This is a genomic window from Roseomonas sp. CECT 9278 (assembly GCF_918698155.1).
Lineage (GTDB): Bacteria > Pseudomonadota > Alphaproteobacteria > Acetobacterales > Acetobacteraceae > Neoroseomonas.
The window spans coordinates 76,066-101,992 of record NZ_CAKKLX010000006.1 but is presented as its reverse complement, the minus strand read 5'-3'; the positions used below and the strand labels follow the sequence as shown (position 1 = coordinate 101,992).

The following is a 25,927-nucleotide window of genomic DNA, read 5'->3' as shown; positions in this document are numbered from 1 at the left end:
CGCCGCGCGCGCTACCGGCGCTGGCTCTCGACCATCGCCCCATAGACCAGGTTCTTGAACAGCATCCGCGTCTGGCCGCGCCGCGACGGGCCCTGCGCCATGAACACCGCGGCCAACCCCTCCGCCCGGTCGATGGTAAACGACGTGCCCCAGGCGCCGGCCCACATCGCATCCCCCGTGCTGCCGGGCGCGACGCCCACGCCATCCTGCAGCCGCACGCCGAAGCCCAGGCCGAAGCCGTAGCCCGGCCCGGTGGAGGCCGTCGGCGATCCGCCCATGCCCTGGATGTGGTTCGACATCATGTAGTTCACCACCGGCGCGGAGAGATACCGCCGCCCTTCGAACACGCCGCCATTCGCCAGCATGGTCGAGAACCGGATGTAGTCCGCCGCGGTCGAGACCAGCCCGGCGCCGCCCTTGAAATACGACCGACCGGCTTCGTTCTCCAGGATGCGGTACGACCGCCACATGCCGGCCTTGAGCGGGTCGCTGTCCAGCGCCTCGGCGATGCGCGGGCGCCGCGCGGCATCGACGAACCAGGTGGTGTCGCGCATCCCCAGCGGCCCGGTGATGCGCTCCACGAACACGCGGTCGAGCGGCTGGCCGGCCACGCGTTCCACCACCAGCCCCAGCACGTCGGTCGCGATGGAATAGAGGAACATGGTGCCCGGCTGGTGCGCCAGCGGGATGGTGCCGAGCCGGCGCAGCATCTCGTCGCCGGTGATCGGGCCGCTGGAGGCGGTGATGTTGCCCTCGGTGTACATCTCCCGCATGCGGGGCGATGTCGCGCTGTCGGGGTACACGAAGCCGGCGGAATGGCGCAGCAGGTCCTGCACGGTCATCGGGCGCGTGGGCGCCACTTCCTCGTTCGGCTGACCCTCGCGGCGCAATTCCACCTTCACGTTCGCGAGCTCCGGCAGGAACATCGCGACCGGGTCGGACAGCTTCATCCTCCCCTGCTCGACCAGCATCATCGCGGCGACCGAGGTGATCGGCTTGGTCATCGACGCCTGGAGGAAGATCGCGTCGCGCGTCATCGGCCTGGTGCGCGCGGCATCCAGGTGGCCATAGGCCTCGAGGTGGATGATCTCCCCATTGCGGCTGATGGCGGCGACGCAGCCGGGGTAGGAGCCCCGTTGCCCCTCGGCCAGCAGCGCCTCGTTGAAGGCGGCGAGGCGGGCGCGGGAGAAGCCGCGCACCAGGTCCGGCCCGGCGGGGCGGCGCTGCGCGGGGGCGGCGGCGCGCGCGGCAGGCTGCGCCGCGGCGGGGGTGACGAGCGCAGCCAGCGAAAGCCCCGCGGCGACGGCCGCGCGGCGGGTCGGGATGGGTCCTGACATCGTTTCCTCCGATCTGCGGCGGCATTCCGCCTGCGCGGGCGAGGCTACGCCCCGCGCGGCATTCCGCAACCCCGGGTTGTCGTGGGGGCGCGCAACTTTGGCCCTGCCCGGCGTGTTTCAGCCCCACACAATCCGGAGACCGCGCCCATGCCCACCCCTGCCGAGCTTCGCGCCAAGTTCTGGGACAGCCTCGGTTCCGACATGACGATGATGATCGGCCTCGATGGCGTCGAGGACGGGCATGCGCGCCCCATGACCGCGCAGATCGAAGGCCCGCAGGGGCCGATCTGGTTCTTCGCGTCGAAGGATAACGGCGTTGTGCAGGCGCTGGGCCGCGGCGACCGCGCGATCGCGACCTTCGTGTCGAAGGGCCATGACCTGTTCGCGACGGTGCATGGCAGCCTGGCGGTCGACAACGACCGGGCGGTGATCGACCGGCTGTGGAACCGCTTCATCGCCGCCTGGTTCGAAGGCGGCAAGGACGACCCGAACCTGGTGCTGCTGCGCCTCGATGCCGAGCGCGCGGAGATCTGGCTGAACGAGAACAACGTCTTTGCCGGCGTGAAGATGCTGCTCGGCATCGACCCGCAGCAGGACCACGCCGACAAGACGGCCGAGGTGCCGCTACGCTGATCCTCAGGCGATCTGGAGTTCCTGCAGCGACTGCTCCAGTTCCTGGAAGGTCGGCATATAGGCGGAGGGCACCAGCTTGCGCCCCGTCTCGACCGCCACCTGCGGCGCATTGCCGTGCAGATGCGCCACGATCACCGCCTTGATGACGTCGAAGTAGCGGGCTTCCTCGTCCACCACGCCCTTCAGGCGCGTGGCCATCGGCCCGACGATGCCATAGGCCAGGAAGACGCCGAGGAAGGTGCCGACCAGCGCGCCGCCGATCATCTTGCCCAGCACCGCCGGCGGTTCGCTGATCGACGCCATGGTCTTGATGACGCCGAGCACGGCCGCGACGATGCCCAGCGCCGGCAGCGCATCCGCCACCCCCTGCAAGGCGTGGGAGGGGTGCATCTCCTCCTCCTTCACCTTCTTCAGCTCACGGCCCATCACATCCTCGATCTGGTGGGGGTCGTCGGCGTTCATGCCGACCATGCGCAGGTAGTCGCAGATCATCATCACCACATGATGGTTGGCCGCGATCTTGGGGAATTTCTGGAAGGCGGCGCTTTCCTCGGGCTTTTCGATATGCGGCTCCAGCGCCATCGGCCCCTTGGTCTGCGCCAGGCGGACCAGGAAATAGAGCAGCGACAGGATCTCGGCGTAGTCGGATTTGTGGAAGCGCGCGCCCTTGATGATTTTCCCGAAGCCGCCGACCGTGTGCTTCACGTCGTGCATCGAGTTCGACGACAGGAAGGCACCCACCGCCGCGCCGCCGATCATCATCATCTCGAAGGGCAGCGCCTTGATGATGATGTCGAACTTTCCGCCGGCCAGCAGGTAGCCGCCGAACACCATGACGAAGAGCACGACGATGCCGATGATGGTTGTCATCGTGCGGGTTCTTCCCGGTTCAGGCGCAGCAGGGTGATGGAGACGCGGCGATTGGCCGCGGCGTTGGGCTGGTCGGGCAGCAGCAGGTCGCGGTCGGCATTGCCGGTGACGGAGCGGATCCGCGCTTCGGGCAGCCCGCCATCGAGCAGCAGCCTGCGCGTGGTATTGGCGCGTTCGGCCGAGAGGTCCCAGTTGCTGCGCTCGCCCCCGCCGCGGAAGGGCGTGGCGTCGGTATGGCCGGCGACGGCGATCGGGTTGGGCAGCCGCGCGGCGACCTGCGCGACGCGGGCCAGCAGCGCCCGCGCACGGTCGTTCGGCGCGGCACCGCCCAGCGCGAACATCGGCTGGCGCTCGGCATCGACCAGCTGGATCCGCAGCCCTTCGGGGGTCTGTTCGACCAGCATCTGCCGCGCGAGGTCGGCCAGGGCAGGGTCGGCGGCGATCGCCTCGCGGATCTGCTCGGCGGCCTGTTCGAAGGCTTCGCGTTCGCGCCTCGCGAGTTCGCGGCGCAGTTCGGCCTCGCCCACCGATTCCGGGCGGGCTTCGGGGGCGGGCGTCTCGGCGGGGCCACCGCGCGGCTGTTCGGGGCCGGCATGGGCGCCGGGCGGCGTCTGCACCACCAGGCGCGGGTCCTCGGCATCCTCGCGCGCCTCGGGGCCTTCGCGCCGCGGCATGGGGCGGGCGGGCGTGTCGGTGTCGTCTTCCTCGATGTCCATCACCACGGGCACCTGGCCTGGCTGCAGCGTGGTGGCGCCGGTGGTCGAGGTGACGTTGCCGCTGTCATTGGGGGTCTGCCCGCCGAAGGGCTGGCCGGAACCCGAGACCGACCGCGCCAGCAGGTTGGTCGGCGCGAAATAATCCGCGAGGCCCCGGCGCTGTTCCTCGGTGGTGGCGTTGAGCAGCCACATCAGCAGGAAGAACGCCATCATGGCCGTGACGAAGTCGGCATAGGCGACCTTCCAGGCGCCACCATGGTGACCGCCCTCGCCGCTTTCCTCGCGGCGGATCACGATCGTGCCGCCGCCCTTTCCGCCTCGTGTCTTGCCGGACATCGCGCGCAAGGTGGCAGGCGCTGCTGACTATTTCGCTAACCCCGCCGGGGGCGCCCCCGGCGCGTGCCGCGTGACACGGCGCGGGCGCTATGGTTTGGTCGGAAGCCGATGGACCTGCCTGCCCAGACCCTGTCCCCCGCGCCGGAGCCGATCGTCATCACCCGCCCGGCGCGGCAGACGATGCCTGTGGTCTTCGCCTCCCCGCATTCGGGCCAGGACTACCCGGCGCAGCTGGTGGCGGAGGCGCGCCTGGCGCCGCTGGCGCTGCGCCGCAGCGAGGACAGTTTCGTCGATGAGCTGTTCGCCGCGGCCCCCGCCCATGGCGCGCCGCTGATCGCCGCGACCTTCCCGCGCGTCTGGTGCGACGTGAACCGCGAACCCTGGGAGCTCGACCCCGGCATGTTCGACGGGCCGCTGCCGCCCTGGGTGAACACGTCCAGCCCGCGGGTCGGCGCCGGGCTCGGCACGATCCCGCGCATCGTCGCGACCGGGGAGACGGTGTATCGCCGCCGCCTGTCCTTCGCCGAGGCCGAGGCCCGCATCCGCGCCTGCTGGGAGCCCTATCACGCCGCGCTGGGCGCCCTGATCGCCGAGACCCGCGCGCGGTTCGGCGTCTGCCTGCTGGTCGATTGCCATTCCATGCCCGCCCACCCGGCCCAGGCGGCGAACCCGCCCGACATGGTGCTGGGCGACGCGCATGGCACCGCCTGCGCCCCGCGCGCGACCCGCCTGGTGGAGGAAATCCTGGGCGGGCTCGGCTATCGGGTGCGGCGCAACGATCCCTATGCCGGCGGGTATGTCACACGCCACTACGGCCGCCCGCGCGAGGGCACGCACGCCCTGCAGATCGAGATCGCCCGCGCGCTCTACATGGATGAGGGACGGATCGAGCGCGCCGCCGGGCTGATGCCCCTCACGCGCAACATGACCGGCCTGATCGGGGCGCTGGCGAAGACGGACTGGGCCTTCCTGCGTCCGTGATGCAGTGCAGCATGGGCGGAGAAACCCATGCTCCCATGACCCGGAAAAAAAGAAGGCGGTGCCCGAAGGCACCGCCAAGTTTAGGGAGGAAACGTCCAAGAAAAGCAGAGGGAGGCAAGGCCTCACCGCTGCCTCAGGGAAAATAGGTGGGCGCCGGAGGCGCCGCAAGAGGTTTTTTGCAGCGCAGCATAAAAGCGATCCAGCCTATGCCCACGCATGTTTGTTGCGTGGCACGCCCATTGCCCTACCGCATCCATGCGTCGCCCCCAGCCGCCTGCCGGAAGCCCTGCCACCACCCGATTCATCGACCTGCCCGGGGCGCGCGGCCGGTGCCGCATTCGTGCCGCGCTGCGCCGCATCGCGGCGGCCGCCATGCTGCTGGCGCCGGCGACGGCTGCCGCGAACCCCGCCGTCGCGCCGGACCCGGGCCTGGCCTGCCGCGCCGCGATCGGCGTGGCGGAACGCGAGGCCGGCATCCCCGCCGGGCTGCTCCAGGCCATCGGCCGCGTGGAATCCGGCCGCCGCGACCCGGTCACCGGCCGCTACGCCCCCTGGCCCTGGACCATCAACGCCGAGGGCCGCGGCATGTATTTCCCCACGCGCGAGGCAGCGATTGCCGAGGTGCGGCAACTCCAGTCCCGCGGCGTGCGGATCATCGATGTCGGCTGCATGCAGGTGAACCTGCACCACCACCCGAACGCCTTTCCCAGCCTGGAACAGGCCTTCGATCCCGTGACCAATGCCCGCTATGCCGCCCGCTTCCTGGGCGAACTTCAAGCGACCCGGCAGGATTGGGCGCGCGCCGCCGGGCACTATCATTCCCAGACGCCGGAGCGCGCCGAGCCCTATCGCGCCCGCGTCCTGGCCGCCTGGGCGCAGGAACAGCGGGGCCCCGGCGGCGACCCGGCGGCCGAGGCCATGGCCCTGGCCGCGCTGACCGCCGCGCGCGGCGCGACCGGCCTGGCGAATGGCGGCGACCGCGCGCGCATCATCCCGCTGCCGGCGGGTGGCGGGGGGGCAGGGCAGGGGCGTGGGCTCGACGCCTATCGCCAGGCGCCGATCATCATGGTCGGGCGGCCGGTCGCCCCGGCGCCGGCGCCGCAGCCGGCGGTGAACATCCCGCCGCCGCGCGGCCCCTTCGCCTTCTTCCGGCGATCGGGCTGATCAGGCGGCGAATTCGGCCCGCACCGCCGCGGTGTGCTGGCCGAGCGACGGGACGGCGCCGAGCGGCCGCGCGCCATCCGACAGCCGCGCCGGCGGCAGGGCGATCTGCACCGGGCCCTTTTCGGTCTGCACCGGGGCGCGCTGCAACGCGGGGTGCTTCTGCAGGCCACCGCAATCATTCACGAAGCCATAGGCGGTATTCGCCCGCCGCAGCTTGGCCGCGCATTCGTCGCGCGTCAGGCCGGCGAACATCCGCGCGATATGCGCGTCCACCATCGGGCGATGCGCCACGCGGTCGTTGTTTACCGTGAAGCCGGGGGTCTTGGGCAGGTCGGGTTCGTCGAGGAAGTTCGCGCAGAAGGACGCCCATTCGCGCTCGTTCTGGATGGCGATCAGCACCTCGTGCCCGTCCTTCGTCGTGAAGGCGCCGTAGGGGCAGATGGAAGGGTGTGCCAGGCCGATGCGCGGCGGGTTGCGGCCGGTGCCCTCGTATTGCAGCAGCGGCACCGACATCCAATCCGCCATGCCATCGAACAGGGAGACGGCGATGCCGCGCCCCTGGCCGGTGATGGCGCGCGACAGCAGCGCCTCGAGCACGGCGGAATAGGCATGCATGCCGCAGGCGATGTCGCAGGCCGAGACGCCGACGCGGCCCGGCCCCTCGGCGCGGCCGGTGACGAAGGCCAGCCCGGATTCCGCCTGCACCAGCAGGTCGTAGGCCTTCATGCTGGCGTAGTCGCCTTCCTCGCCATAGCCGGAGATGTCGACGGTGATCAGGCGCGGATGCTTCGCGCGCAATTCCGCGCTGCCGAAGCCCGCGCGCTTCATCGCCCCGGGGGCGAGGTTCTGGATGAACACATCCGCCTTGCCGATCAGCCGTTCCAGCAGCGCCTTGTCGTCGGGCGCCTTGATGTCGAGGCACACACTTTCCTTGCCGCGATTCAGCCAGACGAAATAGGAGGACAGCCCATTCGCCACGCTGTCGTAGCCGCGGGCGAAATCGCCCTCGGGCCGTTCGATCTTGATGACCCGCGCGCCGGCATCCGCCAGGCGCGAGGCGCAATACGGCGCGGCCACGGCCTGGTCCATGGCGACGACGAGGAGGCCCTTGAGGGGCAGGTTGGCGGTCATGGGCGTTGGCTCTCTGTGGGGCAGGTGCCCTCGCGGGCGGCGGCCAGCGGCAGCAGCGTGTCGGGCCAGGGATGGGGAAAGGTATCGCCAGGGTCGGTGACGCGGCGCGCCGCGCGGGCCGGAGTGCCGCGCGGAGACGGCGCCGGGGCGCGCGTGCCGGCGGCCGCGATGCTGCGATGCGCCTCGGCAGCGGCCGGTGCCCTGGCGCAATCCTGCGCGCGGGCGGGCGCGGCCGGCGCCGGCGCGGCGCGCATCATGCCCCGCGCACCCGCTCGCGCGCGGCCAGCAGGTCGAGCACGGCGAGGACTCGCCGCTCAAGGTCCCCGCCCTCGCGGTAGTCCGCCGGCACCGCGCAGTGCACGCGCCCTTCGTCGATCAGCTTGCGCGTGCGTGCTGCGCGGCCGTCATCGCCTTCGGGGAACACCGCGATCGAATGCCCGCCCTGTTCCTTCACCGTGCGGAAGCAGGGGATGTCGGTGTCGCCATCGCCGACGAAGATCATGTTCGGGAAGGGCACGCGACGCTGGCCCTGCGGCACGAAGGCATTCACCGCCGCATTGTCGGCAAGGTCCAGCGCATCCTTGTTGATGCGGAACAGGTACTGCGTCTTGGTGGTGTAGTTCACCGCGATGGCCGGCGCGACCGCCACGCCCGAGGCGGAATAGAGGAAGCCCGAGGCGAAGACCGCGCGGAAATGCCGGCGGATCGCCGTGCCGTCCACCAGCTCGCGCAGGCCGGAGGAGACCACGTAGTGCTCGACCGCCAGCCCGCGCGCCGCACCGGCGGCGTTCACCCGATCGAACCAGGTCTCGACGCCGGGGAACAGCGTGATGCCCGCGCCATGCGCCGCCCAGTCCGCGCGCCGCATCGGGATGTCATGGGCATTCGCCTCGACCAGCATGCGGTGCATGTAGGTCAGGATCGGGTCGCCCTGCTGCTCCTCGGCCAGCGCGTTGGCGCGCGCCCAGAAGGCGCGCTTGTCGAGGCCGAGCTGCGGCAGGAAGACGTGCTCCTGCATGTTCCCCGGCGCCAGCGTGCCGTCGAAATCGTAGGCGATGGCGACGGGCAGGCCCGCCATCTCAGTAGCTCCTGGGCATCCCCAGCACGTGCTCGCCGATGTAAGACAGCACCAGGTTCGTGCTGATCGGCGCCACCTGGTACAGCCGTGCCTCGCGGAACTTGCGCTCGACGTCGTATTCCTCGGCGAAGCCGAAGCCGCCATGGGTCTGCACGCAGGCTTCCGCCGCCGCCCAGGCCGCATCGGCGCCGAGCATCTTGCCCATGTTGGCTTCCTCGCCGCAGGGCAGGTGCGCCTCGAACTTCTGCAGGCCTTTCTGGATCAGCGCCTCGGCGGCGCGCATCTGGGCATAGGCCTTGGCGATGGGGAACTGCACGCCCTGGTTCTGGCCGATCGGGCGGCCGAACAGCACGCGCTGCTTGGAGTATTCCACCGACTTGTTGATGAACCACTTGGCGTCGCCGATGCTTTCGCTCGCGATCAGCAGGCGCTCTGCGTTCATGCCATCGAGGATGTAGCGGAAGCCCTTGCCCTCGACGCCGACCAGGTTCTCGGCCGGCACTTCCATGTTGTCGAAGAAGACCTCGCAGGAATTGTGGTTCATCATCGTGCGGATCGGCCGGATGGTGAGCCCGTTGCCCAGCGCGGCCTTCATGTCGACGATGAAGGTGGACAGGCCCTCGGTGCGCTTGGCCACCTGGTCCTTGGGCGTGGTGCGGGCCAGCAGCAGCATCAGGTCGGAGTGCTCGGCGCGCGAGGTCCAGATCTTCTGGCCGTTGACGATGTACTTGTCGCCTTCGCGCTTGGCGAAGGTGCGCAGCGAGGTGGTGTCGGTGCCAGACGTGGGTTCCGTCACGCCGAAGGCCTGCAGGCGCAGCTCGCCGGTGGCGATGCGCGGCAGGTACTTCGCCTTCTGCTCGGCGCTGCCGTGCTTGAGGATGGTGCCCATGATGTACATCTGCGCGTGGCAGGCGGCGGCGTTGCAGCCGGCCGCGTGGATTTCCTCGAGGATCGCGGCGGCGGCCGAGAGCGGCAGGCCGGAGCCGCCATATTCCTCGGGGATCAGCGCCGAGAGCCAGCCGGCCTCGGTCAGCGCCTGCACGAATTCGGTGGGGTAGCCGCGCCGGGCATCGAGCTCACGCCAGTATTCGCCGGGGAAGCGGCTGCAGAGCTTGCGCACCTCCTCGCGGATCTCGGCGTGATCGTCGGTCGGCATGTGCATGTCCATGGGTTCTCTCCCGTCTCCGAGGGATTAGGCTTCGGTCGCCCGCCTTGCAAGGCGCTCAGGCGGCGACGCCGAGCGCCGCCTGCATGCGCGTGCGCAGCAGCCCGCCGTCGCGCGTCGGCAGCACGCGCGGCGCCTCGGCCGGGTCGATGCCGATCACCGCGACGCGCGGCGCCGCACCAACGGCCCGGATCGCGGCGGCTAGGGCCTCGACGCCCGCCATGTCGTCGATGCGCGTCGCGTCAGCGATGCCGCAGCCGCGCGCCACGGCCACCAGGTCGGCGCCGCGCCCGGTATGGCTCCGCTGCCCGCCGGTCTCGCCATAGAGCCCGTTGTCCAGCACCACGACGGTCAGGTTCGCCGGCGCCTGCACGGCGATGGTCGCGAAGGCGCCAAGGCCCATCAGCTGCTCGCCATCCCCGGTCACCACCACCACCGGCCGATCCGGCTGCGCGCAGGCCAGGCCAAGCCCCACCAGCGCCGCACCACCCATCGCGCCCCAGAGGTAGAAATTGCGCGCATCATCGCCCGCCGCCGCCACGTCATAGGTCGCGGCGCCGAGCCCGGTCACCACCAGCGCCGCGCCACGATCGGCCAGCAGCCGCGCCACCACATCCCGCCTGTCGAGCATCGTCATCTCCCTCAGAATACCTTCGCGCCGACCAGCCGCTGGCCGAGCAGCACCGCCACCGCGCTGCCGCCCTCGAAGACCATCCGCGCCGCGGCGGCGACCGTCTCGGCCACCTCCTCCGCGCGGTCGGCGCGGCGGACTTCGACATCCATCAACCGCAGGGCCGCCTCGGTGGTCGATCCCATGGGCACTTGCCACGGGTTGAACTCGCCCCATTCGCCGCGCATCGTCACCAGCGCCAGCAGCGGGAAGCGGCACTGCTTCACCAGCGAGAGCATGTTCACGCAGTTGCCGACGCCGGAGGACTGCATCAGCAGCACGCCGCGATCGCCGCCGAGCGCCGCGCCGGCCAGCACGGCGATGCCTTCCTCCTCGGTGGTCAGCGGGATGGCGCGCATGGCTGGGTCCGCATGCACGGCGCGGATCAGCCGGGCATGGCCGCCATCGGGCACATAGGCCACCTGGCGCACCTGCCAGCGGCGCAGCTCCGCGAAGATCGCATCCGGCCAGGCCACCAGACCCGCCGCGGTGTCGCCATCCATGGAAATTCCTCCTCCCGCCCGCTTCGATGGCCTGGGTTGTGGCAGCGCGATGGCCTTCGCGGAATTCGCAAGCGGCGATAGCATCCATCGCAATCTGCGAAGGGGGACGATGATGGATCTGCGGCAGTTGCGGTCCTTCCGGGAGATCGCCGAGGCCGGCTCGCTCAGCCGCGCCGCCGACCGCCTGCGCCTGGCCCAGCCCGCCCTGTCGCGACAGATCCGGCTGCTGGAGGCCGAGGCGGGCCTCGCGCTGTTCACCCGCCATGGCCGCGGCATGGACCTCACGGAGGCGGGGCGTGAGCTGCTCGCGCGCATTGGCGGGCCGATGCGACAGCTCGAACGCGCGATCGGCGAGCTGCGCGCGCTGTCCGGCGCGGTGGCGGGGCAGGTCGCGCTCGGCATGATGCCGACGGTCGCGGCGGTGCTGGCGGGCCCGCTGACGCGCCGCGTCGCCCAAGCGCATCCCGAGGTCTCGCTGCGCATCGTCGAGGGCTATACCGGCCACCTCATCGAATGGGTGCAGCGCGGTGCCACGGATGCGACGCTGCTGTACGGCACCGCGGCGGACCTGCACCTGCCGGTGCGCGACCTTTTCGTGGAATCGCTGGTGCTGGCGGGCCCGCCGGGCAGCGGGCTGGCGCCCGACACGCCGGTCGGGCTGGCGGCGGCGGCGCGGCGGCCTCTGGTGCTGCCCTCCCGCCCGCATGGGCTGCGCGCCATCGTCGAGGCCGCGGCGACCCGCGCGCGCATCCCGCTCAACCTGCGGCACGAGGCCGATTCCTTCCTGGTGCTGAAGGACCTGGTGGAATGCGGCCTGGGCTTCGCGATCCTGCCGCGCTCGGCGATCGCGCGGGAGGAACGGGAAGGGCGCATCGCCGTGGCGCCGCTGGTACGGCCGGGTATCCGCCGCCAGGTCGTGCTCGCGCTGCCACCGGACCGTGCGCCCGGCCGGGCGACCGAAGCGGTGCTCGGCCTGCTGGCGCAGGAAGTGGCCGACCGCGCCCGCGAAGGGGTGTGGCACGCCTTTCCGCGGAGCAGCTGACCGACGCCATTGCGCCGATCGCGCGTGATGCTTTACTGTTTTTCAACCATGTGGCGATACGCACCCCCGCTCGGCCTGATGCTCCTCGCGCCCCTTCCCGTGGCGGCGCAGACCCAGACCGTGGTGGTGCCGGGCGGGTCGGGCGTGGTGATCGGCCCGCGCAGCCAGGCAATACCGCGATCGACCCTGGCGCCGCCGGCGCGCCCGCAGCAGCGCTTCGTCGTCGCGACCCCGCAGGGCGATACGCTGACCGGGCCGAGCATCGCCGCCGCGGTCGGGCTGGCCGGCGCGGCGGCGCTGGCCGTCGTGCTGGGGGGTGGATCGGGCGGCGGGGGCAGCGGCGGCGGATCGACCACGGCGGCCACCAGCCGGACGCGCTGAGCCACGCCGCCGGCCCCTTGCGCCGCATCCCGCCCGGGGTCAGGGTCGCGCCCGACCACGACCCCCGGGAGACCCGCCGAGATGCTGCCGCCGAGCGACCAACTGACCGTCTGCTTCGCCCATGTCGCCTATCGCTTCGGGGACCGCTTCGCGCCGCGCAACACGGGTATCCGCTTCATCGAGGCACGCTCGCGAGACGAACTGGACGCCACCATCGCGCAGGCCGACGTGCTGGTGTGTTCGGGCATGTGGCGCAACGACCTGCCGACGATCGCGCCTAGGCTTCGCTTCGTGCAGTCCTGCTCGGCCGGCACCGACCAGTATGACCGCGAGGTGCTGAAGGCGGCCGGCATTCGCCTCGCGAGCGGGCAGGGCATCAATGCCAATGCGGTGTCCGAACACGCCGTCGCGTTGATGCTGGCGCTGCTGCGGCGCATCCCGGAGGCGCGCGACAACCAGGCGAAGCGCATCTGGCGCGGCATGCAGGGCGATTTCGCCAAGCGCGAGGACGAGGCCGGCGGCAAGACCGTGGTGGTGGTCGGGCTGGGGCGCATCGGCGGGCGCATCGCGCGGCTGTGCAAGGCCTTCGGGATGAAGGTGATCGGCGTGCGGCAGAATGTCGCGGGCGGCGCCGAGGGCGCCGACGAGGTGCATTCCTTCCGCGATCTGAAGGGCCTGCTGCCGCGCGCGGATTTCCTGATCCTGGCCTGCCCGCTGACCGAGGAGACGCGCGGGCTGGTGGATGCCGGCGCGCTGGCGGCGATGAAGCCCACCGCGCAGGTGATCAACGTGGCGCGCGGGCGCGTGGTGGACGAACCGGCGCTGATCGCGGCCTTGCAGGCAGGCCGGATCGTCGGCGCCGCGCTGGACGTGACGGCGGACGAGCCGCTGCCGCCCGACAGCCCGCTCTGGGCCATGCCGAACGTGCTGGTCACGCCGCATACCGGCGGCGAGACGCATATGTACGAGGACAATGTGCTCGACTTCATGGTCGAGAACATCGCCCGGCTGCAGCGCGGCGAGAGCGCGCTGGTGAACCAGATCGTCTGAGGAAGCCGCCCCATGCCCACCCGCGAAGGCGCCCTGTCGCGCGCCGCCACCTTCTTCGACAATGGCGGCTTCAAGGCCCTGCTGACCGACCTGGTCGCGATCCCCTCCACCGCGCAGGAGGACAAGCACGCCGCCGATCTCGACCGCTACCTCAATGGCGCGATCGGGCCCTGGCTCGAACGCCTCGGCTTCGCCGTCCAGGTGCGGCCGAACCCGCTGGAGGGCTTCGGCCCGATCCTGACCGCCACGCGCATCGAGGATCCCTCGCGCCCGACCGTGCTGCTGTACGGGCATGGCGACACGGTGCGCGGGCTGGAGGACCAGTGGCGCGCCGGCCTCACGCCCTGGGTGCTGACCGAGGAGGACGGCCAGTGGTACGGCCGCGGCACCGCCGACAACAAGGGGCAGCACGCGCTGAACATCGCAGCACTTGAAGCGGTGATCGCCGAACGCGGCGGCAGGCTCGGCTTCAACGTGAAGGTGGTGCTGGAGATGGCGGAGGAGCGTGGGTCGAAGGGCCTGCGTGATTTCGTCGCCGCGCATGCCGATGAACTGGCCGCCGACGTGCTGATCGCCTCCGACGGTCCGCGCGTGGAGCCTGGCGTGCCGACCATCGCCACCGGCACACGCGGCACCTTCCATTTCGACCTGGTGATCAAGCTGCGGCCGGGCGGGGTGCATTCCGGGCATTGGGGCGGGCTCACGCGCGACCCGGCGATCATCCTGGCGCATGCGCTGACCTCCATGATGGATCGCAACGGGCGCGTGCTGGTGCGCGGCATCCTGCCGCCGACGATGCCGAATTCGGTGCGCGCGGTGCTGGCCGGCTGCCCGGTCGGCGGCGGCGGCGACGCCGCCACCATCGACGAAGGCTGGGGCGAACCCGGTCTGACCAGCGCGGAGAAGATCTACGGCTGGAACAGCCTGATCGTGCTGTCCATGATCTCGGGCCGGCCGGAGAACCCGGTGAATGCGGTGGCGCCCGATGCGCGCGCGCATTGCCAGATCCGCTACACCGTGGACAGCGACCCCTTCACCTTCGCGCAGGCGGTGCGCGACCACCTGGACGCACACGGCTTCCAGGATGTCGCGGTCGAGACCAGCTTCACGCGCATGTCGGCCTCGCGCACCGATCCGGACCATCCCTGGGTGCGCTGGGCGCAGGCGTCGATGGCACGGACGCTCGGCAAGCCTGTGCAGATCATCCCGAATGCCTCGGGCGGGCTGCCGGGGGATGTGTTCGTGGATCACCTCGGCGTGCCGCTGGTCTGGGTCCCGCATTCCTACAATGGCTGCAAGCAGCACGGGCCGGACGAACACCTGCTGATCGCCCCGGCGCGCGAGGGCATCCTGGCCTTCGCCGGCATGTGGTGGGATCTGGGCGACGCCGGCACGCCGTAGCGGGCAGGGGGCGTTACTCTTCCTCACCCCCCGCGACCCGGGGGGCAATGCCGCTGTTACAGTAACCGCGCATGTTCCCCCTCAGCGGCGACTGGCCGCGTGGAACGAGAGGAACGCAGATCATGCGCAAGACGACGACGATGATGGCCCTGGCCGCGGCGCTGGCCGCCGGCACGGCGGGTGTCTCCATGGCGCAGCCGGCCCCCGGTGGCCCGCCCCCCGGCGGCCCGGGCGTGGGGCGCGATGGCGGCCCCGGCCATCATCATCGCGGCCCGCGCGGCGGCGGCTTCGCGATGGGCGAGGCCTTCGCCCGCGCCGACACCAATGCCGATGGCCGCGTGACGCGCGAGGAAGGCGTGATCTGGCTGCAGGCCCGCTTCACCGAGATGGACGCCAACCGCGATGGCGGCGTCACGATCGAGGAGGTGCGCGCCTATTACGAGGCGCAGCGGCCGGCCGGCCGCCGTGGCCCGCCCGAGGCCATGCGCGAGCGCATGCAGGAACGCGGCGCGGCGATGTTCCGCTTCATCGATGTGAACGGCGATGGCCGCGTCACCTTCGAGGAACTGCGCCCGATGGCCGAGGCCGCCTTCCGCGCCGCCGACCGCAACGCCGACGGCGCGCTGGAGCGGAACGAGCTGCGCCGTTCCGGCCCGGAAGGCCGCGGCGACCGCCCGATGCCCGGCCAGCCCGGCCAGCCCGGCGCCCCGGCCCAGCCCGCGCGCTGACGCCGCACGGCACCGCGGAGATCTACCACGGCCCGGGCCTGTCCCGGGCCGTGTGTTGTGGGAAGGGACGTGCGCGCGCCGAAACCCCAGCGGCCCGAGGCCTGCCTCGGGCCGGGAGCGCACGGCGCGACCGCGCCCAACCCACCAGTCGCCGCCCATACGCCATCAAGCGGCGCGAAGCCAAGGCCCGCGGATGCGGGCCGCCCGGCGCCTGAGGGAACAAGCCATACCCCCGCGGATGCGGGCCGCCCGGCGTCTGAGGGAACAAGGAAAGTTGGTGGGCGCGACAGGGATTGAACCTGTGACCCTTCGCGTGTGAAGCGAATGCTCTACCGCTGAGCTACGCGCCCGACCGGGGAGCGCGGAATAGGGGCGCAGGGGGGCGGGTGTCAAGCGCAGGCCCTTGCCTGGCGCGCCGCGCACGCCAATCTCCCGGCATGGTCCGCAAACTCATCCTCGCTGTCCTTGCCGGGCTGGTGCCGGTCGCTGCACCGGCACGCGCGAATCCGATCGCGGCGGACTACGTCGTCAGCCAGATGGGCGTGCCGGTGATGGACATCCGCATCACCATCGACCAGGCGGGCGACCGGTATCGGTTGGCCGCGGTGTCGCGCGCGCGCGGCATCGGGCGGCTGTTCCTGCCGCGCGAGCAGATCGCCGAGGCCGAGGGCGGGCTGCGCGGCCCGCAGGTGCTGCCCGCCCGCTATCGCACCGATGGCGAATGGCGCGGCACGCCGCGCCGCACGGTCATGGAATACCTGGCCGGGACGCCGCGCCTGGCGCTGCTGGAACCCCCCGAGGGCCCCGACCGGATCGCCGTCAGCGCCGAACAGGCCGCCGGCACGATCGACGGCCTGTCGGCGCTGCTGCGGCTGTCGCGCGACGTGGCGGCAACCGGGCGCTGCGACATCCAGGGCGCGATCTTCGATGGGCGGCGCAAGCTGGAATGGACCTCGCGCACCATCGGCGTGGCCGCGCCGCCGATGCGCGGCATTTCCGGCGAGGCACTGCACTGCGCGCTGGAAAGCCGCCTGGTGGCGGGGTTCCGCCGCGGCGACGATCCCGCCTCGGCGGGCCGGCCGCGGCAGGCGGAGGCCTGGCTGGCCGTGCTCGGCGCGGGCCAGCCGCCGCTGCCGCTGCGGGTCGAATTCCCCTCGACCTTCCTCGGCGCGTTTCGGCTCGACCTGCAGCGCGTCGGTGCCGTGGTGCCCGCGCCGGTGCCGGACCGGGTCAGCGCGCCAAGGTCGCCATGATCGCGGGCAGGTCGGCGGGCGTGGCCGCGACGGGCGCGCCTTCGGCCATGTGGGCGGCGCCGTAGCCCCAGCCGGCGAAGATGCAGGGCACGCCGCAGCCCGCGGCGGCACGGACATCGTTGTGGTGGTCACCGATCATCACGGCGCGGTCGTGCCCGGCGCCGGCAGCGGCCAGGGTGGCGCGCAGGTGCCCCGGGTCCGGCTTGCGGACCGGGAAGGAATCGCCCCCGCCCAGCGCGGCGAAGCGGGCTGACAGGTCCAGCGCATCGAGCAGCCTGCGCGCCGCGGCCTCCGGCTTGTTGGTGCAGACCGCGAGGCGCCAGCCGTCGGCGGCGAGCGAATCGAGCACCGCCGGGATGCCCTCGAAGGGCCTGGTCAGCACGGCGGCCTCGGCCTCGTAGTCGGCCATGAAGCTGGCCAGCGCCGCTTCCTCGAAGGCCTGGCCGCGCGCCGCCAGCGCCCGCGTGACCAGCACGCGCACGCCATCGCCGATCATCCCGATCACATCGGGGCGGGTGAAGCCCGGCAGTCCGCGCGCGGCCACCAGCCGGTCCAGCGCGGCATGGATGTCGGCGGCGCTGTCCACCAGCGTGCCATCGAGGTCGAACACGGCGATCTTCGTCATGGGCCGGGCGTAGCGCCGAATGGGCGCGCTGGGAACCGCCCCGGACACATGCGGCAAAGCATGTTGACCGCCGCGGCGCTGGACGCGGCGCGGCGCGACGCGTTACCGGAGGGGCATGACTGCCGCCGCCATCATCCTCGCCGCGGGTCTCGGGACCCGGATGCGCTCCAGCCGCCCGAAGGTCATGCATCCGCTGGGCGGGCGGCCGATGATCCGCCACCTGCTGGCGGCGGTCGAGGCGCGCTTCGGGCGCGTCGTGGTGGTGGTCGGGCCCCAGATGCCCGATCTCGAGGCCGCGGTCGCGCCGCATGGCGTGGCGGTGCAGCGCGAACGCCTGGGCACCGCGCATGCCGCCCTGCAGGCCGTGCCGCTGCTGGACGGGCATGATGGCGATGTCGCGGTGCTGTATGGCGACAATCCGCTGGTCAGCGCGGCGACGCTGGGCCGCCTGCTGGCGGCGCGTGCCGAGGCCGAACTGGTGCTGCTGGGCATGCGCCCCACCGACCCAGGGCGCTACGGCCGGGTCGTGACGCGCGCCGACGGCATGGTGGAACGCATCGTCGAATGGGCCGATGCGACCGAGGCCGAGCGCGCCATCGGCCTGTGCAACGCGGGCGTGGTCTGCGCCGCAGCGGCCGACATGGCGCGCTGGCTGGCGGCCGTGCGTCCCGACAATGCCAAGGGCGAATACTACCTGACCGACGTGATCGCCCTGGCGCGCGCCGAGGGCAAGCGCGTGCGTGCCGTCGAGGCCCCGGAAGCCGAGCTGCGCGGCATCAACAGCCGCGCCGAACTCGCCGCCGCCGAGGCGACCCTGCAGGCGCGGCTGCGCGCCGCGGCGATGGACGCCGGCGTGACGATGATGGCGCCCGAGACGGTGTTCCTTTCGCACGACACCCGCTTCGGCCCGGACGTGACGCTGGAACCGCACGTCGTCTTCGGCCCCGGCGTGAGCATCGAGGACGGCGCGGTCATCCGCGCCTTCAGCCACCTGGAAGGCTGCGTGGTGCGGCGCGACGCCGTCATCGGCCCCTATGCGCGGCTGCGCCCGGGCACGGTGGTGGAACCCGGCGCCCATGTCGGCAACTTCGTGGAGCTGAAGGCGACCACGCTCGGCGCGGGCGCGAAGGCGAACCACCTGGCCTATCTGGGCGACGCGACGATCGGCGCCGGGGCGAACATCGGCGCCGGCACCATCACCTGCAACTACGACGGCGTGAACAAGCACCGCACCGAGATCGGCGAGGGTGCCTTCATCGGCTCCGACACCGCGCTGGTCGCACCCGTGAAGGTCGGCGCGCGCGCGCTGGTGGGTGCGGGCAGCGTCATCACCTCGAACGTGCCTGACGATGCGCTGGCGATCGCACGCGGCCGGCAGGCGGTGTTCGCGGGGCGCGGGTTCAAGGGCAAGGGGCCGGCGCGGCCGGATGAACGCAGCGACGGTGCGGAGCGGACCGCGGCGGCGAAGGAGCAGAACTGATGTGCGGCATCGTCGGCGTCGTTGGGCGCGAAGCGGCTGCACCGCGCATCCTGGAGGCGCTGCGCCGCCTTGAATACCGCGGCTATGACAGCGCCGGCATCGCCACGCTGGTGAATGGCCACATCGACCGCCGCCGCGCCGAGGGCAAGCTGTCGAACCTCGCGGCCGTGCTCGATGCCAGCCCGCTGACCGGCACCACCGGCATCGGCCATACCCGCTGGGCCACGCATGGCGCACCCGTGGAACGCAACGCGCATCCGCACGGCACCGCGCGCGTGTCGGTCGTCCACAACGGCATCATCGAGAACCACGCCGAGTTGCGCGACGAGCTGGAAGCCAAGGGCCAGGTCTTCGAGACCGAGACCGACACCGAGACCTTCGCCCGCCTGGTGGACTGGCATCTCCGGCAGGGTGCGACCCCCGAGGACGCCGCTGCCGCCGCGCTGTCGCGCGTGCATGGCGCCTTCGCGCTGGCCATGGTCTTCGCCGGGCATCCGCGCAAGCTGATCTGCGCGCGGCAGGGCGCGCCGCTGGCGGTCGGCTTTGGCGAGGGCGAGATGTTCGTGGGCTCCGACGCGCTGGCGCTGGCCCCGCTCACGCGCCGCATCGCCTATCTCGACGAAGGCGACTGGGCGGTGGTGAGCGACACCGGCGCGGTCTTCCATGATGCCGGCGGCGCGGTGGTGGAACGCGTCGTGAAGCTGACCGCGGTGTCGGGTGCGGCCGTCGGCAAGGGCAACTATCGCCACTTCATGGAGAAGGAACTGCACGAGCACCCCGTCGTGCTCGGCGACACGCTGCAGCAGTATCTCGAACCCTCGACCCGATCGGTGTCGTTGCCCGCGCTGCCCTTCGATGCGGCGCGCGTGCCGCGGCTGACCATCAGCGCCTGCGGCAGCGCCTTCCTGGCCGGCCTGGTCGGGCGCTACTGGATCGAGCAGGTGGCGCGCATCCCTGTCGATGCGGATGTCGCCAGCGAACTGCGCTACCGCGACCCGCCGCTGCCCGAGGGCGGCGCGGCCATCATGATCAGCCAGAGCGGCGAGACCGCCGACAACCTGGCGGCGATGAAGATGCTGCGCGAGCGCGGCCAGAAGATCCTGTCGATCGTGAACGTCCCCGAAAGCAGCATGGCGCGCGAGAGCGACGCAACCGTGCTGACCGTGGCCGGGCCGGAGATCTCGGTCGCGTCCACCAAGGCGATCACCGCGCAGCTCGCGGTGCTGGCGTGTCTCGCGATCGGGCTCGGGCGCGCGCGCGGCACGCTGTCGGCGGCCGCCGAGGCCGAGCTCACCGCCGAACTTCTCGAAGTCCCCGCCAAGGCCGCCGCCGTGCTGGAACGCGACGCCGAGATCCGCGCCATGGCCGAACAGGTGGCGCAGGCGCGCGACGTGCTGTTCCTCGGGCGCGGCGCGCTGTTCCCGATCGCCATGGAAGGCGCGCTGAAGCTGAAGGAGATCAGCTACATCCACGCCGAGGGCTACGCGGCGGGCGAGATGAAGCACGGCCCCATCGCCCTGATCGACAAGGACGTGCCGGTCATCGCGCTGTGCCAGTCCGGGCCGCTCTTCGAGAAGACCGCATCCAACCTGCAGGAAGCCGCCGCGCGCGGCGGACGCGTGATGGTCTTCACCGACGAGGCCGGCGCCGCGCCGCTGTCACGCTTCGCCGAACGGGTGGTGACGCTGCCCAACGCCGGCGATTTCGCCGCGCCGATCCTGTACACCATCCCGGTGCAGCTGCTCGCCTACCACGTCGCGGTGCTGAAGGGGACCGACGTGGATCAGCCACGGAACCTCGCCAAGAGCGTGACCGTCGAATAGAAATGGAAAGGCCGGGGGAAAGTGAATTCCCCCGGACCCCCTTCTATTTTTCGCCGTTACTCGGGCTGGACGCCGAGGTCGCGCAGGATGCGGCCATAGGCTTCGTATTCCGACTGCACCATCGCGGTGAAATCGGCGCGGGACATGAAGTTCACCGGGACGCGGCGGGTTGCCGCCACGCGGCGGAAGGCCTCGTCCTGCGTGCCGGTGCGGCAGGCTTCCTCCAGCCGCGCCATCACCGGCTCGGGCGTGCCGCGCGGCGCATAGATGCCGACCTGGCTCAGCTGCTGCGCGTCGATGCCCTGTTCACGCGCCGTCGGCACGTTGGGGTAGTCGGGATGGCGGCGCGCGGAGAACACCGCGATCAGCCGCAGCCGGTCGCCCTCGATCAGCCCGCTGGCCGAGGCGACGCCCGCCGCCGAGAAATCCAGGCGGCCCGCCAGCAATTCATTCAGGTGCGGCGGGTCGCCACGGAACGGGATATGGCTGAACTCCACGCCCGTCGCGCGCGTCACGCGCACCATAGCCAGCTGCGGCAGCGAATTCGGCCCGGGGCTGCCGAAGGTCAGCGACCGCCGCCGCCCTTCCGCCACCAGGCCTGCCAGGTCTCGGATCGGGCTGTCGGCGCGCACCACGGCGCCGATGATGTTCTCGTTCGTGCCGCAGACCGGCGCGAAACTGTCGGGGCCGATGCCGAGGTTGCGCACCATGTGCGGCTGCACCACCACCGGCGTGACCGGCGTGAGGCCCAGCGTGTGGCCGTCCGGCGCCGACTGCGCGACGAAGCGCATGCCCACCACGCCCGAGGCGCCGTCGCGGTTGGTCAGCACCACCGGCTGGCCCATCAGCCGCGTGAAGTGTTCGCCCAGCGCACGGCCATAGGCGTCCGACGCGCTGCCGGGCGCATAGGGCAGGACGATGGTGATCGGCCGGTCCGGGAATGTCTGCGCGCCGGCGGCGAAGGGCGCGAGCAGGGCGAGGGCGAGCAGGCTGCGGCGCATGTCTCTCACTCCTCGATGATCGCGACGGCGCGCGTCCAACCCGCCGAGGCGCGATGGATCTTCACGGGGAAGCACGCGATCATGAAGCCGTCCGCGGGAAGCGTTTCCAGCTTCGACAGCTTCTCGATGTGGCAATAGCCGATCTCGCGCCCGGCGCGGTGGCCTTCCCAGATCAGCCCGGCATCGCCGGTGGCCTGCACCTTCTTCTTCGTCAGCGAGAAGGGCGCATCCCAGGACCAGCCATCCGTGCCCGTCACGCGCACGCCCTGTTCCAGCAGCCACAGCGTGGCCGCCTTGCCCATGCCGCAGCCGGAGTGGATGTAGTCATCCTCCCCGTAGCGGGCGCCGGCCGCGGTGTTCACCACCACGATCTCGAGCGGGGCCAGCGTGTGGCCGATGCGCTTCAATTCCGCCTGCACGTCGCCGGGTGTCGCGACATAGCCGTGGTCGAAATGCCGGAAGTCGAGCTTCACGCCTGGCTGGAAGCACCAGTCGAGCGGGATCTCGTCGATCCGCCAGGATGGTTCGCCGCCGGGCACGGTGCGTTCGTTCATGCGCGGGAAGAAGTGGTAGGGCGCGTCGAGGTGCGTGCCGTTGTGGGTGCTGAGCTTCACCTTCTCGACCGCGGCGTAGTTGCCTTCGGGCAGCTCGTCCTCCCGGATGCCGAATTCCTGCGCCATGCCGGGCGCGGTCATCCTGTGGTCGAGGTATTCGATCTCCGGCAATGAACGCGGCGGGTCCGATGCGATGCCGGATTTCAGCGCGACGGAAATGTCGACGATGCCACGGGCCATGGGTGACGTTTCCCTTTGTTGATTACGCCGGCCAGGCGATGGCGGGCAGCAACATCCCGCGGCATTCGCCGAAGCCGATCGGCACGGCGCCGGGGGCCTCGGCGCGGGCGCGGAAGACGATCTCGTCGCCATCCTGGATCCATTTGCGCGTTTCGCCATTCGGCAGCGTGACGGGTCCGGTCAGGCCGATCTCGGCCAGGCAGGCGCGCGCCGTCTCCTCGGGGCCGGAGACGGTGCCGCTGCCCAGCAGGTCGCCGGCCAGAAGGTTGCAGCCATTGGTCGCGTGGTGCGCGACCATGGTCGCCGCGGTCCAGTACATGGCGGCGAATTGCGTGTCGGTCAGGATGAAGGGCGCGGTGCCCTCGGCACGCATCCGCGGCGTCACGATCGCCGCCGTCATCCGCACGGACAGCGCGCCGTTCGACCGGTTCCACGCGCTGTCGAGGTAGGGAAGGGCGGGCGGGTCCTGCACGGGCGCGGCGGTCTCGAAGGGGGCCAGCGCCTCCGCCGTCACGATCCAGGGCGACACCGACGTGGACACCGACTTGCCGAGGAACGGGCCGAGCGGCGGCATTTCCCACCGCTGCACGTCGCGCACCGACCAGTCGTTGAGCAGCCCATAGCCGAAGATGCGGTCGGGCGCGGCGGCCATCGTGACGGGTTCGCCCAGCGCATTCTCCCCGGCGATCCAGACGGCCATTTCGAGTTCGTAGTCCATCGCCTCGGTCGGTCCGAAATGGACGCTGCCATCCTGGCGCTGCCACTGGCCATGCGGGCGGACCACGTCCTCGCCGGAGACGCGCACCGAGGAGGCGCGCGAATGATACGCCACGGGCAAATGCCGGAAGGCCGGCGGCAGCGGGTTCTTCGGGTCGCGCCGCACGCCCAGGCGCGCGCAATGGTCGTAGCTCGCCATGAAGTCGGAGAAGTTGCGCACCGTGGTCGGCAGGTGCATTCGCACCGCGGCCATCGGCACCAGCAGTTCGGGGCGCGGTGGCGCGCCATCGCGCAGCAGCGCCGACACCGCGGCGCGCAGCGCGGCTGATGCGCCGCGCCCCTCGCGCATCAGCGGGCCCAGCGTATCCGCCGCCGCCGCCGGCGTGGCGACGAGCCCCGCCGCATGCGCCGCCCTCAGGTCCAGGATGGCATCGCCGATCGCCACCCCGCAACGCGCGGCGCCGCCATCCGTGCCGAACACGCCGAGCGGCAGGTTCTGGATGGGGAAGTCGATCCCCGGCGCCTGGGCCGAAGCCACCCAGCTGCGCAGTGCGGGATCATGTGTCGCATCGCGACCCGCCATCGGCGTTTCCTCCTGGATTTCGGCGATCATGACCGCGCCGGCGTGGCGCGCAAGGCGGCGAGGCTGACACCGCCCCCCGCGCGGCCTATCCTCGGGGCAATCGAAGGAGGGCCAGCCATGCTCGACGCCATCGCGAAGATCCCGTTGAAGGATCCCGATCTTTTCCGCCAGGCGAACCACATCGGCGGCGCCTGGGTGCAGGCCGACAGCGGCAAGACCATCGCCGTGCGCAACCCCGCCAGCGGGGAGGTGATCGGCAGCGTCCCCGCCATGGGCCGCGCCGAGACGCGCCGCGCCATCGAGGCCGCGAATGCCGCCTGGCCGGCCTGGCGCGCCATGCTGGCGAAGGACCGCGCGGTCATCCTGCACAAGCTCGCGGCGCTGATGCATGCCAATGCCGACGACCTCGCCGCCATCATGACGGCCGAACAGGGCAAGCCGCTCGCGGAAGCGAAGGGGGAGGTGGTCTACGCCGCGTCCTTCATCGAGTGGTTCGCGGACGAAGGCCGGCGCGTCTATGGCGAGACCATCCCGCAGAACGCCAAGGGCCGCCGCATCCTGGTGATGAAGGAACCGATCGGCGTCTTCGCCGCGATCACGCCGTGGAATTTTCCGAGTGCGATGATCACCCGCAAGGCCGGCCCAGGCTGGGCCGCGGGCTGCACGGGCGTGATCCGTCCGGCGAGCCAGACGCCGTTCTCCGCCCTGGCGATCGCCGTGCTGGCCGAGCGCGCGGGCATGCCGGCCGGCGTGTGCAACGTCATCACCGGGCCGTCGGGCGAGACCGGCCGCGAGCTCACCGCCAACCCCATCATCCGCAAGCTGTCCTTCACCGGATCGACGGAAGTGGGCCGCGTGCTGCTCGCGCAATGCGCCGAGACGATCAAGAAGACCTCGATGGAACTGGGCGGCAATGCGCCCTTCATCGTGTTCGACGACGCCGACCTCGACCAGGCGGTGCTGGGCGCCATGGCGTCGAAGTACCGCAACACCGGGCAGACCTGTGTGTGCGCCAATCGCATCCTGGTGCAGGACGGCGTCTACGATGCCTTCGCCGCGAAGCTGAAGACCGCGGTGGAACAGCTGAAGGTCGGCCCGGGGATGGAGCACGGCGTCACCCAGGGCCCGCTGATCAACGCCGATGCGGTGGCGAAGGTCGAGGAACACATCGCCGATGCGCTGGCGCTGGGTGCGACCATCGTGACCGGCGGCCATCGCCATGCCCGCGGCGGCAATTTCTTCGAACCGACCGTGCTGGCGAACGTGCCGCGTGGCGCCAAGATCTTCGGGGAAGAAACCTTCGGCCCGGTCGCGCCGCTGTTCCGCTTCAAGACCGAGGAAGAAGCCATCCAGCTCGCCAACGACACCGAGTTCGGGCTGGCTTCGTATTTCTACGCGCGCGACGTGGGCCGCATCTTCCGCGTGGCCGAGGCGCTGGAATACGGGATCATCGGCATCAACGAGGGCATCATCTCGACCGCCGAGGTGCCCTTCGGCGGCTTCAAGCAGTCCGGCCTCGGGCGCGAGGGCAGCCACATGGGCATCGAGGAGTATCTCGAGGTGAAGTACCTGGCGCTGGGTGGCATCGGGACGTGAACGAGGCGCTCTACCTCGAGGACTTCACCCCGGGCCGGCGCTTCACCGCCGGCCCGGTCACGGTGGACGCGGCCGAGGTCATCGACTTCGCCCGCCGCTACGACCCGCAGCCCTTCCACACCGATCCCGAGGCCGCGAAGGCGCATCCGCTGTTCCAGGGCCATGCCGCCAGCGGCTGGCACACGGCGGCCATGACCATGCGCCTGGTGACCGAGGCGATGGGCACCATCGCCGGCGGCATCATCGGCGGCGGCGGTGACCTGCAATGGCCGCGCCCGACGCGGCCGGGCGACCGGCTGAGCGTCGACATCGAGGTGCTGGAGGTGCTGCCGTCCCGCTCCCGCCCCGACCGCGGCGCGGTGCTGACGCGCAACCGCACCCTGAACCAGCATGGCGAGGAGGTGCAGGTCTTCACCGTCCGCATCGTGGTGCCGCGCCGGCCCGCCGGCTGATCCTCAGCGCAGCGACAGCGCGCGGATGCGGCGCGCGTCCAGGCCCGGGTGGCGCTGCTGCGTGCCGTCGGCGAAGGTGGCGGTCAGCACATAGAGCCCCATGCAGGACGGCATGGCCAGCGTCACCGAGGCCCCCGGCGCCAGCCCGGCCGGGGGAAGGCGGTTCCCGCCCGGATCGGTCCAGCCAGCCTGCGTGTCGTCACTGATCCAGAGGCGGTGTACCGGCTGGCGCGTCTCGTTGCGGATCTCGATGCTGGTCGGCACGGCGCAGGCGAGCGCCGGCCCGGCGCCAAAGGCCATCAGGGCAGCAAGGGCGGGCAGGCGGCGCATCGTGGGTCTCCGGTCGATGGTCGGGCCAGTCTGAACCAAAGGGCGTGGCGCGAATGTGTCGGTCCGCACGCCTGGCGCGGCAGCCAT

At 71.3% G+C, this 25,927-nt stretch carries 26 protein-coding genes and 1 tRNA gene; 13 read left to right on the top strand and 14 right to left on the bottom strand.

Features of this window, described 5'->3' with window-relative positions; all coding sequences use genetic code 11:
* Positions 1–11: 11 nt before the first annotated feature.
* Entirely contained in the window at positions 12–1,337 is a 1,326-nt protein-coding gene (locus tag LQ222_RS06060; RefSeq protein WP_230165143.1) for a serine hydrolase, read from the bottom strand.
* A gap of 147 nt (positions 1,338–1,484) precedes the next feature.
* On the opposite strand from LQ222_RS06060, the gene LQ222_RS06055 reads away from it, so the two are divergent.
* Positions 1,485–1,970, top strand: a complete 486-nt coding sequence (locus LQ222_RS06055) for a pyridoxamine 5'-phosphate oxidase family protein (RefSeq protein WP_230165142.1) — start codon at positions 1,485–1,487, stop codon at positions 1,968–1,970.
* A gap of 3 nt (positions 1,971–1,973) precedes the next feature.
* On the opposite strand, the gene motA is transcribed toward LQ222_RS06055, so the two are convergent.
* Positions 1,974–2,840 carry a flagellar motor stator protein MotA gene (gene motA / locus LQ222_RS06050; protein ID WP_230165141.1) on the bottom strand — a complete coding sequence of 289 codons (867 nt, stop codon included), beginning with the start codon at positions 2,838–2,840 and terminating at the stop codon, positions 1,974–1,976.
* Positions 2,837–3,850 (bottom strand): flagellar motor protein MotB, encoded by a 1,014-nt coding sequence (locus tag LQ222_RS06045; protein ID WP_230165140.1) that lies wholly within the window; start codon positions 3,848–3,850, stop codon positions 2,837–2,839. The genes motA and LQ222_RS06045 overlap by 4 nt, the downstream gene beginning before the upstream one ends.
* Before the next feature lie 150 nt (positions 3,851–4,000).
* Between LQ222_RS06045 and LQ222_RS06040 the strand changes: the two genes are divergently transcribed.
* On the top strand, positions 4,001–4,873 hold the full coding sequence (locus tag LQ222_RS06040; protein WP_230165138.1) for an N-formylglutamate amidohydrolase: 873 nt from the start codon (positions 4,001–4,003) through the stop codon (positions 4,871–4,873).
* Between the two features lie 372 nt (positions 4,874–5,245).
* Positions 5,246–6,037 carry a transglycosylase SLT domain-containing protein gene (locus tag LQ222_RS06035; RefSeq protein ID WP_230165136.1) on the top strand — a complete coding sequence of 264 codons (792 nt, stop codon included), beginning with the start codon at positions 5,246–5,248 and terminating at the stop codon, positions 6,035–6,037.
* Here LQ222_RS06035 and LQ222_RS06030 read toward each other — a convergent pair whose 3' ends face one another.
* The 5 genes from LQ222_RS06030 to LQ222_RS06010 form a co-directional block, all read right to left on the bottom strand.
* The gene (locus LQ222_RS06030; protein WP_230165135.1) at positions 6,038–7,168 is read right to left on the bottom strand and encodes a CaiB/BaiF CoA-transferase family protein; all 1,131 of its coding nucleotides are present in this window, start codon (positions 7,166–7,168) and stop codon (positions 6,038–6,040) included. It lies immediately after the preceding gene.
* Between the two features lie 253 nt (positions 7,169–7,421).
* Complete coding sequence (locus LQ222_RS06025; protein WP_230165133.1) at positions 7,422–8,246, bottom strand: HAD family hydrolase; 825 nt, start codon at positions 8,244–8,246, stop codon at positions 7,422–7,424.
* A gap of 1 nt (position 8,247) precedes the next feature.
* Positions 8,248–9,414: an acyl-CoA dehydrogenase family protein gene (locus LQ222_RS06020; RefSeq protein WP_230165132.1), complete on the bottom strand. Its 1,167-nt coding sequence runs from the start codon at positions 9,412–9,414 to the stop codon at positions 8,248–8,250.
* Between the two features lie 55 nt (positions 9,415–9,469).
* Positions 9,470–10,042: a thiamine pyrophosphate-dependent enzyme gene (locus LQ222_RS06015; RefSeq protein ID WP_230165131.1), complete on the bottom strand. Its 573-nt coding sequence runs from the start codon at positions 10,040–10,042 to the stop codon at positions 9,470–9,472.
* A gap of 11 nt (positions 10,043–10,053) precedes the next feature.
* Entirely contained in the window at positions 10,054–10,584 is a 531-nt protein-coding gene (locus LQ222_RS06010) for a thiamine pyrophosphate-binding protein (protein WP_230165130.1), read from the bottom strand.
* Between the two features lie 109 nt (positions 10,585–10,693).
* Between LQ222_RS06010 and LQ222_RS06005 the strand changes: the two genes are divergently transcribed.
* The 5 genes from LQ222_RS06005 (at position 10,694) to LQ222_RS05985 (ending at position 15,186) form a co-directional block, all read left to right on the top strand.
* Complete coding sequence (locus tag LQ222_RS06005; protein WP_230165129.1) at positions 10,694–11,626, top strand: LysR substrate-binding domain-containing protein; 933 nt, start codon at positions 10,694–10,696, stop codon at positions 11,624–11,626.
* Positions 11,627–11,704: 78 nt separating this feature from the next.
* Positions 11,705–12,007 carry a hypothetical protein gene (locus LQ222_RS06000; protein WP_230165128.1) on the top strand — a complete coding sequence of 101 codons (303 nt, stop codon included), beginning with the start codon at positions 11,705–11,707 and terminating at the stop codon, positions 12,005–12,007.
* A gap of 81 nt (positions 12,008–12,088) precedes the next feature.
* The gene (locus tag LQ222_RS05995; protein WP_230165127.1) at positions 12,089–13,057 is read left to right on the top strand and encodes a D-2-hydroxyacid dehydrogenase; all 969 of its coding nucleotides are present in this window, start codon (positions 12,089–12,091) and stop codon (positions 13,055–13,057) included.
* Between the two features lie 12 nt (positions 13,058–13,069).
* Positions 13,070–14,458, top strand: a complete 1,389-nt coding sequence (locus LQ222_RS05990; protein ID WP_230165126.1) for a M20 family metallopeptidase — start codon at positions 13,070–13,072, stop codon at positions 14,456–14,458.
* Positions 14,459–14,580: 122 nt separating this feature from the next.
* A complete protein-coding gene (locus tag LQ222_RS05985) occupies positions 14,581–15,186 on the top strand; it encodes an EF-hand domain-containing protein (protein ID WP_230165125.1) in 606 nt (201 codons plus the stop codon).
* A 275-nt stretch (positions 15,187–15,461) separates the two neighbouring features.
* Here LQ222_RS05985 and LQ222_RS05980 read toward each other — a convergent pair.
* Positions 15,462–15,536: transfer RNA gene (locus LQ222_RS05980), tRNA-Val, on the bottom strand.
* An 87-nt stretch (positions 15,537–15,623) separates the two neighbouring features.
* On the opposite strand from LQ222_RS05980, the gene LQ222_RS05975 reads away from it, so the two are divergent.
* The gene (locus LQ222_RS05975; protein ID WP_230165123.1) at positions 15,624–16,439 is read left to right on the top strand and encodes a DUF3108 domain-containing protein; all 816 of its coding nucleotides are present in this window, start codon (positions 15,624–15,626) and stop codon (positions 16,437–16,439) included.
* Here the strand turns inward: LQ222_RS05975 and gph are convergent.
* On the bottom strand, positions 16,417–17,064 hold the full coding sequence (gph, locus tag LQ222_RS05970) for a phosphoglycolate phosphatase (RefSeq protein WP_230165122.1): 648 nt from the start codon (positions 17,062–17,064) through the stop codon (positions 16,417–16,419). The genes LQ222_RS05975 and gph overlap by 23 nt on opposite strands.
* Positions 17,065–17,179: 115 nt before the next feature.
* Here gph and glmU point away from each other — a divergent pair, with 115 nt between their 5' ends.
* Both glmU and glmS read left to right on the top strand, forming a co-directional pair.
* Positions 17,180–18,544 carry a bifunctional UDP-N-acetylglucosamine diphosphorylase/glucosamine-1-phosphate N-acetyltransferase GlmU gene (gene glmU, locus LQ222_RS05965; protein ID WP_230165119.1) on the top strand — a complete coding sequence of 455 codons (1,365 nt, stop codon included), beginning with the start codon at positions 17,180–17,182 and terminating at the stop codon, positions 18,542–18,544.
* Positions 18,544–20,367 carry a glutamine--fructose-6-phosphate transaminase (isomerizing) gene (gene glmS / locus LQ222_RS05960; protein WP_230165117.1) on the top strand — a complete coding sequence of 608 codons (1,824 nt, stop codon included), beginning with the start codon at positions 18,544–18,546 and terminating at the stop codon, positions 20,365–20,367. The genes glmU and glmS overlap by 1 nt, the downstream gene beginning before the upstream one ends.
* 56 nt (positions 20,368–20,423) lie before the next feature.
* Here glmS and LQ222_RS05955 read toward each other — a convergent pair whose 3' ends face one another.
* From LQ222_RS05955 to fahA, 3 genes are read right to left on the bottom strand one after another with little or no spacing between them, the layout of a single operon-like run.
* Positions 20,424–21,368 carry a tripartite tricarboxylate transporter substrate binding protein gene (locus LQ222_RS05955; RefSeq protein WP_230165116.1) on the bottom strand — a complete coding sequence of 315 codons (945 nt, stop codon included), beginning with the start codon at positions 21,366–21,368 and terminating at the stop codon, positions 20,424–20,426.
* A gap of 5 nt (positions 21,369–21,373) precedes the next feature.
* Positions 21,374–22,162 (bottom strand): cyclase family protein, encoded by a 789-nt coding sequence (locus tag LQ222_RS05950; protein ID WP_230165115.1) that lies wholly within the window; start codon positions 22,160–22,162, stop codon positions 21,374–21,376.
* Between the two features lie 22 nt (positions 22,163–22,184).
* Complete coding sequence (fahA, locus tag LQ222_RS05945; protein WP_230165114.1) at positions 22,185–23,462, bottom strand: fumarylacetoacetase; 1,278 nt, start codon at positions 23,460–23,462, stop codon at positions 22,185–22,187.
* Between the two features lie 117 nt (positions 23,463–23,579).
* Here fahA and LQ222_RS05940 point away from each other — a divergent pair, with 117 nt between their 5' ends.
* Both LQ222_RS05940 and LQ222_RS05935 read left to right on the top strand, forming a co-directional pair.
* Positions 23,580–25,058 (top strand): NAD-dependent succinate-semialdehyde dehydrogenase, encoded by a 1,479-nt coding sequence (locus LQ222_RS05940; protein WP_253074021.1) that lies wholly within the window; start codon positions 23,580–23,582, stop codon positions 25,056–25,058.
* Positions 25,055–25,510, top strand: coding sequence for a MaoC family dehydratase (locus LQ222_RS05935; protein WP_230165113.1), 456 nt, complete (start codon positions 25,055–25,057; stop codon positions 25,508–25,510). Before LQ222_RS05940 ends, LQ222_RS05935 begins: the two co-directional genes overlap by 4 nt.
* Before the next feature lie 3 nt (positions 25,511–25,513).
* On the opposite strand, the gene LQ222_RS05930 is transcribed toward LQ222_RS05935, so the two are convergent.
* Positions 25,514–25,840 (bottom strand): hypothetical protein, encoded by a 327-nt coding sequence (locus LQ222_RS05930; RefSeq protein WP_230165112.1) that lies wholly within the window; start codon positions 25,838–25,840, stop codon positions 25,514–25,516.
* Positions 25,841–25,927: the final 87 nt, after the last annotated feature.